Origin of the sequence: Acetobacter conturbans (assembly GCF_011516755.1) — a bacterium.
GTDB lineage: Bacteria > Pseudomonadota > Alphaproteobacteria > Acetobacterales > Acetobacteraceae > Acetobacter > Acetobacter conturbans.
Genome location: NZ_WOSY01000010.1, coordinates 114,512 through 127,471, shown reverse-complemented (window position 1 = coordinate 127,471; position 12,960 = coordinate 114,512). Strand labels below are relative to the sequence as shown.

General features: G+C 61.0%; 9 protein-coding genes and 1 pseudogene. 8 read left to right on the top strand and 2 right to left on the bottom strand.

Features of this window, described 5'->3' with window-relative positions; genetic code table 11:
* Window positions 1-4 precede the first annotated feature (4 nt).
* Window positions 5-1,063 (bottom strand): lysylphosphatidylglycerol synthase domain-containing protein, encoded by a 1,059-nt coding sequence (locus tag GOB81_RS11665; protein ID WP_173570596.1) that lies wholly within the window; start codon window positions 1,061-1,063, stop codon window positions 5-7.
* Window positions 1,064-1,361: 298 nt separating this feature from the next.
* Here GOB81_RS11665 and hpnA point away from each other — a divergent pair, with 298 nt between their 5' ends.
* Both hpnA and GOB81_RS11655 read left to right on the top strand, forming a co-directional pair.
* Window positions 1,362-2,357, top strand: coding sequence for a hopanoid-associated sugar epimerase (hpnA, locus tag GOB81_RS11660; RefSeq protein ID WP_173570595.1), 996 nt, complete (start codon window positions 1,362-1,364; stop codon window positions 2,355-2,357).
* Window positions 2,358-2,368: 11 nt separating this feature from the next.
* Window positions 2,369-3,520 (top strand): glycosyltransferase, encoded by a 1,152-nt coding sequence (locus tag GOB81_RS11655; RefSeq protein ID WP_173570594.1) that lies wholly within the window; start codon window positions 2,369-2,371, stop codon window positions 3,518-3,520.
* Here the strand turns inward: GOB81_RS11655 and GOB81_RS11650 are convergent.
* A pseudogene (locus tag GOB81_RS11650) lies at window positions 3,521-4,005 on the bottom strand (NUDIX domain-containing protein). It lies immediately after the preceding gene.
* A gap of 132 nt (window positions 4,006-4,137) precedes the next feature.
* Here GOB81_RS11650 and hpnC point away from each other — a divergent pair.
* The 6 genes from hpnC to GOB81_RS11620 all read left to right on the top strand — a co-directional run bounded on the left by hpnC (window position 4,138) and on the right by GOB81_RS11620 (window position 12,820).
* Window positions 4,138-5,076, top strand: a complete 939-nt coding sequence (hpnC, locus tag GOB81_RS11645) for a squalene synthase HpnC (RefSeq protein ID WP_173570593.1) — start codon at window positions 4,138-4,140, stop codon at window positions 5,074-5,076.
* Window positions 5,077-5,123: 47 nt separating this feature from the next.
* The gene (gene hpnD / locus GOB81_RS11640; RefSeq protein WP_173570592.1) at window positions 5,124-6,026 is read left to right on the top strand and encodes a presqualene diphosphate synthase HpnD; all 903 of its coding nucleotides are present in this window, start codon (window positions 5,124-5,126) and stop codon (window positions 6,024-6,026) included.
* 4 nt (window positions 6,027-6,030) lie between these two features.
* Window positions 6,031-7,335, top strand: coding sequence for a hydroxysqualene dehydroxylase HpnE (hpnE, locus tag GOB81_RS11635; RefSeq protein WP_173570591.1), 1,305 nt, complete (start codon window positions 6,031-6,033; stop codon window positions 7,333-7,335).
* 81 nt (window positions 7,336-7,416) lie between these two features.
* Complete coding sequence (shc, locus tag GOB81_RS11630) at window positions 7,417-9,393, top strand: squalene--hopene cyclase (RefSeq protein WP_173570590.1); 1,977 nt, start codon at window positions 7,417-7,419, stop codon at window positions 9,391-9,393.
* Between the two features lie 2 nt (window positions 9,394-9,395).
* Complete coding sequence (locus tag GOB81_RS11625) at window positions 9,396-10,070, top strand: phosphorylase family protein (RefSeq protein WP_173570589.1); 675 nt, start codon at window positions 9,396-9,398, stop codon at window positions 10,068-10,070.
* Between the two features lie 233 nt (window positions 10,071-10,303).
* On the top strand, window positions 10,304-12,820 hold the full coding sequence (locus GOB81_RS11620; protein WP_173570588.1) for a glycosyltransferase family 2 protein: 2,517 nt from the start codon (window positions 10,304-10,306) through the stop codon (window positions 12,818-12,820).
* The last annotated feature ends 140 nt before the right edge of the window (window positions 12,821-12,960 follow it).

Genomic DNA, 12,960 nt, shown 5'->3' with positions numbered 1-12,960 from the left:
GGCCCTATCCTTCCGGCGTATCTGTCAAAGCGTTTGGCAGGGTATCCGGGAGTGTCTGGACCGCACGCTTTTTCTTCAGGATGCGCATTTCATTAAGCTGCCAGCAGACAAGGACAGGCACGCCGATTCCAAGTTCCCGACCGCGTCGCAGGAGGGAAAGGGCGAGGCAGAGTGACGGATCCAGACCGAAAGCGTGGCCGAGCGTCATGTAGGACCCTTCCTGCACGCCCAGTCCCGCCGGAATCAGAAAGGAGACTGACATGAGCCCGCAGGTCACGCCTTCAATGGCAATTGCATTGGGGAAGGTGAGAGACGCGCCCATCAGGTGAACCGTCAGCCATAATACGCCAGCACTGGTAATCCATCCCATCAGATGAATCGAAGCGGAAGCGGAAATCCGGCCGGGATGGGACCACGCCTCTTCCATGTGGTCCTGAAGCGTTCCCGCGCCGTCCATCATGGTGGTCTGCCACTGACCCGCAATGAGCTGACCGAGAACGCGGACAGCATGCTTCACGGCCATTCCACCACGCTGCTGCGTCCAGATAAAACCAGCCGCCCCCGCTGCGAGCACGAGCGTCCCGATAATCACCGGTTTGACCAGCGGGTTGGACTGGGTGGTGCCGATGGCCAGCAGGGTGACGGCCAGCAGGATGAAGACGATCTGGGCCAGCACCTCGGTGGTGATGTCCACCACGTTGGCGCAGGCGGCTTCGGGCCATTGCACGGGCGCGCTTCGGGCATCGTGGACGCCATGCGTGCGGCAGGTGGCGCGGATGCCCAGCACGATGCCACCGAGTTGGGAGAATGGCAGACATGTGGAACCGGCGTCACGAACCATGCGGGCCATGAACAGATGACGGAAACTCATGCTGGGAAATGCGGCATGCCAAGCGGTGCCTAGAATGACGTCCACGACAAGCTGGGCAGCAATGGTCAGCAGGAAGCCGCCGACACCAATCCGCGTCACGGCCTCGATGACTGAACCGAAGCCGCTCCAGGCCATGGCGGCCGTGATGCCGACGAGACCGAGCAGGGTGAGCAGGATGGTGAGCTTTTTCAAGGGCGTCGTGCCGTCCGTCAGTTTCAGCCCATCCCTTCCGTCGGACCCTGGATGGGGTCCGTGACAGGCGACGCTTCCTGCAGCGGGCCTGCCCGGAAAAGACAAAATGCGAGCTTTTTCGCGGCGTGCGCGGCTCGTTCTCTAAACAGGGCGAAGCCTTTACACCACCCTATCCACCCGCGCCAGTGCAGCCTGCTCACGTCTTTCGATACCCGCTCGGGACTGGCGCAAACTTGCGACATCAGGATAAAGCAGGACGATATCGTATTAACTGTGTGCCAGAGAGGGATTCCAGTTCATGACCGCGCCGACTCTCGTGACGGGTGCTACCGGATTTGTGGGCTCCGCTGTGGCGCGGGTCCTCCTGACCCGCGGCCACAAGCTGAGGCTGATGGTTCGGGAAGGAAGCGACCGTCGCAATATCGCCGACATTCCCGCCGAACTCGTCGAGGGTGATCTTTCGTCTCCGGCAAGCTTTGCGAAGGCGGTCGAAGGATGCCGGTACGTCTTTCACGTGGCTGCCGACTATCGCCTGTGGGTGCCTGACCCCGCGCCGATGATGGCCGCGAACGTCGAAGGGACGCGCCTTCTGATGCTGGCCGCTCAGGCCGCCGGTGTGGAGCGTATCGTCTATTGCTCTTCCGTCGCGGCGCTCGGCCTGATCGGCGATGGCACGATTTCGGACGAGGAAACGCCCGTCAACGAGCACTCGGTCATCGGTGTTTACAAGAAGTCGAAATACCGCGCCGAACAGGAAGTCCTTCGACTCGTGCGCGATAACGGGTTGCAGGCCGTTATCGTCAATCCGTCCACGCCGGTCGGCCCGCGCGATATCAAACCGACCCCGACGGGACAGATGATTCTCGATTGCGCGGCGGGGAAGATGCCCGCCTATGTCGATACAGGTGTGAACATCGTGCATGTCGATGACGTCGCCGAGGGGCACGTGCTGGCGCTGGAGCGCGGCACCGTGGGTGAGAAATATATTCTGGGCGGCCAGAATTACTTCCTTGGGGATCTCTTTCGGATGGTGTCCGACATCGCGGGCGTGGCGCCTCCGAAGGTCCGTCTGCCGCAGGAAGTTATCTGGCCCGTCGCGGTGGTCTCGGAATGGCTGTCCCGAAAGTTTGGCATTGAACCGCGTGTGACGCGTGAAATGCTGGCGATGTCGAAGAAGAAGATGTTCTTCTCGTCAGAGAAGGCAATCCGGGAACTGGGTTACAGCCCACGCCCGGCGAGTGAAGCGGTTCGGGATGCCATCGACTGGTTCCGTCTGGCCGGCATGCTGAAATAAGACGGGCGGGGATGATGGTTTTTCTTGCGGGTCTGTCGACTTTGGTGTGGGTGGCTTTGCTGGGATTCCATGGGCGATTCTGGCAGGGCGGACCGGTCCTGAAACGCGCCTCCCCGAAAGACAGCGCCCCTTCGGTTACTGTCGTGGTGCCTGCCCGTAACGAAGCGGAATCGATCCGCTCGTCCCTGTCTTCGCTTCTGGCGCAGAATTATGCTGGAGAGTACAGGATAGTCCTGACGGACGACCGCAGCGAGGACGGTACCGGCGCTCTGGCCCGATCGCTCGCTGATCCGGACGGGCGCCTGACCGTTGTGGAGGGCAGGCCGCGACCCGACGGGTGGAGCGGAAAACTCTGGGCGGTGCAGCAAGGTGTGACCCGCGCTTTTGCCGACCGTCCGGGCGAAGACGGTTATGTCCTCTTCACCGACGCCGACATCGAACACGATCCGGCGCATGTCGCCACGCTGGTCGAGAAGGCCGAGCGGGAAGGCCTCGATATGGTGTCGGAGATGGTGGAACTGAGCTGCGTCACTGCTGCCGAGAAGGCGCTCGTGCCCGCGTTCGTGTTCTTCTTCGCGCTGCTTTATCCCTTCGCGCGCGTCGCCGATCCGAAGAGCCGGACTGCGGCGGCGGCTGGCGGCACGATTCTCATCCGTCGTTCGGCCTTGTTCCGCATTGGTGGTATTTCTGCCCTGCGTGGTGCGCTGATCGACGACTGCACGCTGGCCACGCACGTCAAACGCTCGGGTGGCCGGATCTATCTCGGCCATTCCTGTCTGGCCCGCTCCATCCGTCCTTATCCGCATCCCCGTGACATCTGGCAGATGATCGCCCGGACGGCCTATGTGCAGTTGCGCTACTCGCCGCTGATGCTGGTCGGCACGGTGCTGGGCATGATTCTGGTGTGGATTCTGCCGGTGATGCTGGCGCTGTTCGGCAAGGGAACGGCCCGCAAGCTCGGTGCGCTGGCCTGGGTGGCGTCGATGGCGTCCTTTCTGCCGACGTTGCGCCGTTTCCGCATGTCGCCCCTCTGGGCGGTCCTGCTGCCCGCAGTGGCCGTGTTCTACACGGCGGCGACGATCGGTTCGGCTGTCGATCACCATCGCGGACGCGGTGTGCGGTGGAAAAACCGCGCCTACACCGAGCCGACGCACGCGGGCTGATTAGGTCCACGCCCTGCGAACAGGCTTGTCGCGCCTGCATAACAAGGCGCAGGGACTGACTTCAGGGGGCGCTGCTGCCTTCGGAGAGGGCCGCAATCGCCTCTGCCTTGTGGCCTCCGTAAGTGGCTCCGGCAGATAGGTCAGGGCAAACCATTCCATCTCGCTGAGCGCATCCGGTTCGCGAATGTCGTGACCAGAAAGACAGGCACGACCCAGTGGGTCCCGGCGCTGCGGTCGATCTGGTCCACCACGCATAGCAGCGTGCGGGGCGTGATCCGCAGCCCCAGTTCCTCCTCGATCTCACGGGCGACAGTAGCGGCGACTTTCTCGAAAGGATCGACCTTGCCACCCGGCAATCCCCAGTGCTTCGCTTCAGGCATCTGCTTCCTGCGCACCAGCAGCAACCGGTCATGTTGGAAAATAGCGGCACCGCATCCAAGGCGAGGAGAGGTGTCTGGGTCATGAAGGCCGTTCTGCCTGACGATGCATACTGCTGAAAGCGCTCCGGGGCAGTACGGGTGCCCTTCGGTGAAGAAGAGCAACACAGGGACGATCTCCGGCTGGAAGGGAACACCAAGTGTAGGCATTGACGTCGGGAGCGTGTAAACCACCGCGCCATGTTTCCGGATTCTTTATCACCCCTCCGTGCGGAGCCTGAGTCACCGTCGGTCGAGGACGCTCGGGCCACGGTTGCCCGTGACGGGATCGACCCGTGGCGCGCCCCCGACGTCTCATCGGGGAAAGGTCAGACGGACGAAAATTTCCCTGTCGCCTCGGTGCTCTTCGCGCGGGAAATGCGTGACCACGTTCACGCCTATTACGATTTTGCCCGTTTCAGCGATGACGTGGCGGACAGCGACGTGCTGAGTCCCGAAGAGAAGGTGGCCCGGCTCGACGCGATGGACGCTATCGTTCACGGACAGGCGCAGGCCCCGGATCGCAAGGATGCCCGGTCGGCGGCGCGCGTGCGTGAGATGGTGCTGCGGACGGGACTTCCGTTCACGGTGGCGACCGACCTTCTGGTGGCGTTCCGCGAGGATGCGGTGAAAGCGCGGTACGCGACGCAGGCCGAACTGGATCGCTACTGCCGTTATTCCGCCAGTCCGGTCGGGCGGTTCCTGCTCGGTCTGCATGGCGAGAGCGAGCGCACCTTTCCCGCCTCGGACGCGCTGTGCACCTCGCTCCAGATCCTGAATCATCTTCAGGACTGCAAGGCCGACCTTCGCAAGCTGGGGCGGTGCTATGTGCCGGAAGACCTTTTGTCGGCGGAGGGTCTGACGGTAGACGCTGTGCGCGGCGATGTGACCACGCCTGCCCTGCGTCGTGTTTTCGACAGGATGCTGGATGAGGCGGACCAGTTGAATGCGGCATCCCTTGGGCTGCTGCATCAGGTGCGCGATCGCCGGATGCGGATGTATTGCGGCGCGGTCGTGCGGCTGGCGCATCGGCTGGCGGCGCGTCTGCGCACGGGCGATCCGCTGGCCGAACGAGTTGCGCTGACCAGAGGTGATTTCGGGCGTGCGGGGCTGGCCGCACTGAAGGCCTGGACGAACTGATATGGCTTGCGGGAAAGAGGCGGCTCAGCCGTCCGGGAGAAGATGCCATGACTGATATTTATGGAACGCAGGACGAACCGACGCCACTCGGCTGCGACCCTGTCGATCTGGCGCGGGTCGAGGCGATCGTAAAGCAGGCGGGAACGTCGTTCGCCGCAGGCATGCGAATCCTCCCCCCTTATCGCCGTTATGGCATGTATGCGATCTACGCCTTCTGTCGTGTGGTGGATGATATCGCCGACGGGGATTCCCCGGCATTGCGCGGGGCGGAGCATACAAAGGACCGGCTCGCGCGGCTTCAGGAATGGCGCGAACGCATTGCCCGTCTTTATGACGACAAGACCGAGGATGCGCTGGATCGCGTCCTGCACGCCTCCATCAGGTTTTTCTCGCTGCATCAGAAGGATTTCGATGCAGTGATCGACGGTATGGCGATGGATGCCGATGGTCCCATTGTCGCGCCAGACGAGGAAACGCTCGACCTTTACTGTGACCGTGTCGCCTCCGCCGTCGGTCGTATGTCGGTGCATGTGTTTGGCGACAGTTCAGAGCATGCCGGGCGCGTGGCCTATCACCTCGGCCGCGCTCTCCAGTTGACCAATATCCTGCGTGATGTCGCCGAGGATGCGCGGATCGGGCGTCTCTACCTGCCGAAGGAATTGCTGGCACGTTTCGACGTTCCGGCGGACCCGCAGAAGGCGGTGGCTGCTCCGGGGCTGGCTGGTGTGATGAGGGTGCTGGCCGCCCGCGCCCGCGATCATTTCCGTCAGGCATTCAAGGACATGAAGAAGTGCGACCGGAAGGCGATGATGCCGGCGCGGATGATGGGCGGCTGCTACCTCGCCATCCTGAACGCGCTGGAGCGTCGCGGCTGGGATCATGTCCGGACGGAAGCGCCCGTGTCTCCGATCCGCAAGGCGGTTGGTGTCCTTCAGGCATTCGCGGCCTGATTGAATGGCGCGGCGGGTTCATATTGTCGGAGGTGGTCTGTCGGGTCTTTCGGCAGCCGTGGAAATCGCGGGCAGCGGCCAGCATGTCATCGTGCACGAGGCCGGACCGGCCTGTGGGGGGCGTGCCCGCTCCTACGAAGACCGGAAGCTTGGTTGCAGGATCGATAACGGCAACCATCTGCTGCTGACGGCGAACGACGCAGTCTTTCGCTATCTCGGCCTGATCGGCGCGCTGGACACGCTGCAAGGCCCGGATCAGCCGATTTTCCCATTCGTGGATCTGGAAAAACCCTGCCACTGGACGCTCGATCTTTCGATGGGGCGGATTCCGTGGTGGGTGTTCAGTGCGACGCGCCGGGTGCCGGGCATGAGACTCGGTGAACTGCTGAGCTTGAAACGGCTGATCGACGCCAGCCCGACGCAGGTCGTGTCGGAGCGGTTGCTGCCGGGCGAGTTCTCGCGACGTCTGCTTGATCCGTTCTCAATCTCAGCGCTGAACACGCCGAGCGATGTGGCGAGCGCCGCGCTGCTCGGACATGTCGTGAATGAATCGCTGGCAAAAGGGGGACGGGCCTGCCTGCCGCGTTTTCCCAAAGTTGGCCTGTCGGAAAGTCTGGTCGATCCGGCGCTGGCACATCTTGCGGTCCTCCACGGCGAAGTCCGCACCGGGCGTCGTGTCACGGGGATCGAGACGCAGGCCGGGCGCGTGACGGCTCTGGTGTTTCCCGATGAGCGGATTGCGGTTGGCGAGGATGATGCGGTCATTCTCGCGGTGACCGCGCCGGTGGCTGCCGGTCTGCTGAAGGATGCGCTGCCGGATCTTGTCGTTCCCGATGAGTTCGAGAGCATTTTCAACGCCCATTTCCGCCTTGCGCGGGCACCCATGCCGCTCGGGTCTTTTGCGAAGACCCGTTTCCTTGGTGTTGTCGGCGCAGTGACGGAATGGGTGTTTCTCAAGAACGACATCGTTTCCGTGACGGTAAGTGCTGCTAACAGATATGCGGCCCGTGACCCGGAAGAACTCGGGCGTCAGATCTGGGGCGAAGTGCGGAAGGCACTGGATGGACTGCTGGATGCGCCGCTTCCCCCGGAACCGCCCCTGCAGCGCCTCGTCTGGGAAAAGCGTGCGACATTCGCCGCCACACCGGCTCAGCTCAAACGGCGTCCCCCCGCGCGGACCGGCCTTTCCAATCTTGCATTGGCGGGTGACTGGACGGCGACGGGTTTGCCCGCCACCATTGATGGATCGATACGATCTGGTGTCGCGGCCGCACGGGCTCTTGGTCTGCGCGGTTCTGTGCCCGGTTGATGACAGACTGATGACAGGACGGCGTCCTGCCGCTACGGACATACTGGAATAAACCGTTTTTCGGGGGAATGACTGCAGGCCATGCTGGACGATGTAACGAATTCTGCCACTGTCGAGAGCGCCGGACCGGAGACGAGCGAACTGGATCGGGTGGTTGAACGCGCACATGCGGCGCTGGCTGGTCGTCAGAACGATGACGGGCACTGGGTGTTCGAACTGGAAGCCGATGCGACCATTCCGGCCGAGTTCGTCCTGCTGGAGCACTTCCTCGACAGGATCGATCAGACGCTGGACGACAAGATCGGCGTGTATCTTCGTCGTATTCAGGGTGATCATGGTGGCTGGCCGCTCTACCATGATGGTGCGTTCAATATCTCCGCCACGACAAAAGCCTATTTCGCGCTGAAATGCCTCGGCGACGACATCAATGCACCCCATATGAAACGGGCGCGCGAGGCGATTCTGGCGCATGGCGGTGCGGAACGCAGCAACGTCTTCACCCGTTTTCAGCTGGCGCTGTTCGGGGAGATTCCCTGGTACGGCACGCCCGTGATGCCCATCGAACTGATGCTGCTGCCCCGTTCGGCATTCTTCTCCGTCTGGAACATGTCCTACTGGTCGCGGACGGTGATTGCGCCACTGCTGGTTCTCGCCGCGCTGAAGCCGGTTGCGGTCAATCCGCGCGGGATTCATGTGCAGGAACTGTTCGTGACCCCACCGGATCAGGTGAAAGACTGGATTCGTGGTCCGTATCGCTCACGGTGGGGACATGCATTCAAGATTCTGGATCAGGTTTTGCGCCCCGCCGTGAAGCTGATCCCCAAGAAGGTCCATGAGAAGGCGATCAGGGCATCGGTGGACTTCATCGAGCCCCGCCTGAACGGCCTTGACGGGCTGGGAGCGATTTATCCGGCGATGGCCAATACGGTCATGATGTATCGCGCCCTCGGCGTGCCGGACAGCGATCCGCGCGCCAATACGGCATGGGAATCGGTCCGCGCGCTGCTGGTCGATCATGGTGACGAGGTCTATTGCCAGCCCTGCGTCTCCCCGATCTGGGACACGGGGCTTGCTGGCCACGCGATGATGGAAGCGGCCAGCGGGCCGAACGCCGTCGAAGCGGAAAAAACGAAAGCGAAAATGGCCAAAGCGGCCGAATGGCTGCGTGAACGTCAGATTCTCGACGTCAAAGGCGACTGGGCGATCAACAAACCGGACCTTGAGCCGGGCGGATGGGCCTTCCAGTACCGCAATGACTATTATCCCGATGTGGATGATACGGCGGTCGTGGGCATGTTGCTGCATCGCCAGAATGATCCGGCCAATGCGGAAGCCATTGACCGGGCCCGCAAGTGGGTGATCGGCATGCAGAGCACCAATGGCGGCTGGGGCGCGTTCGATATCGACAACGACAAGGACCTGCTGAACCATATCCCGTTCGCGGATCACGGCGCGCTGCTCGATCCACCGACGGCGGACGTAACGGCCCGATGCATCTCCTTCCTCGCGCAGCTCGGCCATGCGGAAGACCGGCCAGTGATGGAACGGGGAATCGCCTATCTCCGCTCGGAGCAGGAAAAAGACGGATCGTGGTTCGGCCGCTGGGGCACAAATTATATCTACGGTACATGGTCGGTTCTCTGCGCGCTGAACGCCGCTGGCGTGTCGCATGACGAGCCGATGGTGGGCCGCGCCGTCGAATGGCTACGTTCAACCCAGCGTCCGGATGGGGGATGGGGCGAAGGCTGCGAGAGCTACGAGAACGGTCCCCGTGGCGCCTATAAGGAGAGCCTGCCATCGCAGACCGCATGGGCCGTTCTGGGCCTGATGGCGGTGGGGCGGCGTGATGATCCGGCGGTGGCACGCGGTATTGCGTGGCTGACGACGCATCAGAATGAGAAGGGCGAATGGGATGAGCAGCCCTATAACGCGGTTGGTTTCCCGAAAGTCTTCTACCTCAAATATCATGGCTATCGCATGTTCTTCCCGCTGTTTGCCGTGTCGCGTTACCGCAATCTTGAGAACAGTAATTCGCGGGAAGTGAGCTACGGATTCTGATCATGGCTTCGGACCTTCATTCCCCCGGTGATATTGGTTTCCTCGTGGGACTGAAGGCTGAAGCCTCCCTTCTGCGGCAGTTCTTCCCGAAAGCGCCGATTGCCATCAGCGGCGCGACGCGAGAGGGGGCAGCGCGCGGCGCGGCACGTCTGATGACGTGCGGGGTGCCGGCGGTCGTCTCGTTCGGGTTGGCGGCGGGACTTGATCCCGCCCTGCATCCCGGCACCATCCTGATACCGGATGCAGTGGTGAAGGATGGAAAGCTCTTTCCCTGTTCACCCGCCGTGCGCAGGGCGCTGGGGGCTGAGCGCGTTCCGGGTGTTGTCGGGGGAGCTCTCCTGCACAGCGATGTCGTGGTGCTGACTGCGGAAAACAAGCAACGCCTCGCAATGGAAAGCGGATGTTGCTCGCTGGATATGGAAAGCGGATTTCTGGCGGCCGCGGCACAGAAGGCGAAGCGTCCTTTTGGCGTGCTTCGGGTCGTCTGCGATCCTGCCGACCGCACGCTGCCGCCAGCGGCAGGCATCGCACTTTCTCCAGATGGCGGGCTGGGTATGGGAGGGCTGCTGGCATCGCTGGCACGCAATCCTTTGCAGGTTCCGGCACTCATCCGGCTGGGGACCGATGCGTCCAGCGCCCGTCATGCGATGAAGAATTTTCTTAAAGTTAAGGATTAGACGACATCTTTCTGACATTGCAGGGTGCTTCGGTGTCAGAATCGTGGATGCGGAGCGCCCGGCGGTTCGTGCGGTACGTCAGGGGCGCATGTTGAGGCTTTCGCGTCTGTGTCCGTCACAGGTCATTTGATGCGGAAATGTTGTTGACGGCGATTTTTTGATCTCGTTGCCGAACGGTGATTTGGATCTGTTACTCACTCCTTCAGGAGTGGGCATTGGAAACGAGGATTTTGATGAAAGCCCCATTACCGACCTCTCGGCGGGTTACCCGGTTTCTTGGCTATTTTGACCAGATGGATGGCCTGGAACTGAAAGGGTGGGCCTGTAATCTTGCCGCTCCCCGCGTGCCGGTGACATTGCATGTCCTTCTGGACGGTCAGGAAATCGGAAGCGTTGTGTGCGATCTGCCCCGCTCCGATGTGCAGGAAAATATAGGCGTGATGACGCCTAACCTCGGCTTTTCCTTCATGCTTCCTGCCTCGCTGGCAGATGGTCGGGAGCATCGCGTTGGCCTGCGTTTTCCGGATCGTTCCATCGTGCCCACGCTCATCACGGACGGGGAGGATTTTCTTGAGGAAGATATCCGTGCCGTTCTCCAGCCGCGTTATGTCTATGAGTCCTTCGTGGACGGCTTTTCACGAGGCGCCCTGCGGGGGTGGGTACAGCAGATTGATCCGGCGACGGGGAGCAGGAAAGGTCAGTGCGAACTGTCCGTCTTCATGGATGGCGTTCCTTTTGCCCGCATACGGGCTGATCGTTTCCGGGGCGATGTGGCGGCGGCAGTAGGCGGAGACGCCAACTGCGGTTTTGAACTGATCATTCCCCGGCATCGTCGTCAGACCGGACAGAAGACGATCAGTTTTTTTGCCGAACCCGGGGCGGTCGAGCTTCAGGGTAGTCCCGTCACGACCACTCTCGTCGATGATCGGCTTGAAGCACATCTGCTGTCATTGAATGAAACCGTTGGCCGGCTGCATCGTGAGATCGCCTCTCTGCGTACGCAGATCGTCAATCTTCTTCCCGAGCAGCGCTTCAATCTGGCGGATTATGATGTCTGGGCGCGTCGTTATTTCAATGTGCTGAGAGCGCGTGTCGCAGAAAGGCGTCAGCAGCTGGGTCCCGCTTTTATCGGTAAAGGTCCGCTGGTGAGCGTGATCTGCCCCACCTACAAGCCGGACATGACGGACTTCGTCGCCGCGATTGAATCCGTGATGGCGCAGACCTGGAGTAACTGGGAGCTCATCGTTGTCGATGATGGCGGCAAGTCTCTGGAAGTTGCTGCCCGGATGGCGGACTATTGCCGCACCGACCCGCGCATAAAACTTATCCGGCTGAAGAAGAATGCCGGTATCTCGGGTGCAACCAATGCGGGGATCAAGGCGGCGAAAGGCGAATGGATAGCCTTCTTCGATCATGATGATCTGATGGTGGATGTGGCGCTTGAAGGCATGTTGCAGGCGGCACATGGATCTGATCCTCTGGTAATCTATTCCGATGAGGACAAGGTCGATCAGGCCGGTTATTTTCAGGAGCCGAACTTCAAGCCGGATTTCGATTATCGTTACCTGCTGGGATGCAATTACATCTGTCATCTCACGATGGTGCGCGCCGATGTCCTCCGTAGGGCTGGCGATCTGAGCGCTACCTATGATGGCGCGCAGGATCATGACCTGATGCTGCGTCTTACGGAGATCGTGCCGCGCGAGGATTTCCTGCATGTGCCGGAAATCCTCTATCATTGGCGCAAGACACCGAACTCCACGGCCATGACCATCGCCAATAAGCAGTATGCCGTGGATGCTGGTGTCCGCTGCGTGGCGGATCACCTCCAGAGGGTCGGGCACGAAGCGCGCGTGGAGGCCATCAATAATCTCACGATCTATAACGTCCTGTGGCCCTGTGGTCGTCAGCCGTCCGTATCGATCATCATTCCGTTTCGGGATCAGGTGAATATCACCCGGGAGTGCATTTCCCGTATTCTGGCCCACACGGCCTACAAGAAATACGACATCATCCTGGTCGATAACTGGTCGATGGAGGATGACACGATCGCATTCTGCCAGGAGATGGAGAAGCACAAGCAGGTCAGCGTCCTCACCATCAAAGAGGAATTCAATTTCTCACGCCTCAACAATCTTGCGGCGGCCAGCAGTTCTTCTGATTTTTTCTTTTTCATGAACAACGATCTGTTCGTGGAAGACGCTGACTGGCTGGAAACCATTCTTGGAGAGGCGCTGGCCGGAGCCGATATCGGCGCGGTAGGTGGAAAATTCCTTTACCCCAACGGGGCTGTTCAGCATGTTGGTGTGGCAGTCGGCCCGGATGGCGTGGCGACGCATGTGCATAGGGGCCTGCGGGGCGACGACTACGGATATATCGGCCGTGCTGTGCTGAGCCATGAAGTAACGGCGGTTACGGCGGCCGGTATGCTGGTGCGGGCGGATGCGTTCCGGGAAGTCGGTGGGTTTGACGAAGAAAATCTAAAAGTTGCCTATAACGATGTCGATCTCTGCCTCAAATTGCGCGAGGCAGGATGGCGCATCATTCAGTGCAATAATTTCGTCGCCGTGCACCACGAGAGCCTGTCGCGTGGGAGTGATGATCGCCCGGAGCACGAGGCGCGCTTCTTCGCCGAGACCCAATACATGCATCAGCGGTGGGGAGATGTGGATCTGTATCGGCGGGATCCGGCGTATTCACAGCATCTCATGCTCGACCAGAACTACTACGACCTCGTGACCCCTGAATAACTGCCCCTCCTGCATCTGCGTGCTTAGGGCATGCAGATACAGGAGGGATGTGGCCGGTTTTCGCGTGAGGAAGACTGTCAAACAGTCTGTAAACGCAGGAAAGCACTCTGCGGACCCCACAGCCTAAAATCCTTCAGGAT

Excerpts from the sequence above, each read along its gene's own strand:
- hpnA (WP_173570595.1), top strand. The coding sequence starts at position 1,362 with ATGACCGCGCCGACTCTCGTGACGGGTGCTACCGGATTTGTGGGCTCC.
- GOB81_RS11655 (WP_173570594.1), top strand. The coding sequence starts at position 2,369 with ATGATGGTTTTTCTTGCGGGTCTGTCGACTTTGGTGTGGGTGGCTTTG.
- hpnC (WP_173570593.1), top strand. The coding sequence starts at position 4,138 with ATGTTTCCGGATTCTTTATCACCCCTCCGTGCGGAGCCTGAGTCACCG.
- hpnD (WP_173570592.1), top strand. The coding sequence starts at position 5,124 with ATGACTGATATTTATGGAACGCAGGACGAACCGACGCCACTCGGCTGC.
- hpnE (WP_173570591.1), top strand. The coding sequence starts at position 6,031 with ATGGCGCGGCGGGTTCATATTGTCGGAGGTGGTCTGTCGGGTCTTTCG.
- shc (WP_173570590.1), top strand. The coding sequence starts at position 7,417 with ATGCTGGACGATGTAACGAATTCTGCCACTGTCGAGAGCGCCGGACCG.
- GOB81_RS11625 (WP_173570589.1), top strand. The coding sequence starts at position 9,396 with ATGGCTTCGGACCTTCATTCCCCCGGTGATATTGGTTTCCTCGTGGGA.
- GOB81_RS11620 (WP_173570588.1), top strand. The coding sequence starts at position 10,304 with ATGAAAGCCCCATTACCGACCTCTCGGCGGGTTACCCGGTTTCTTGGC.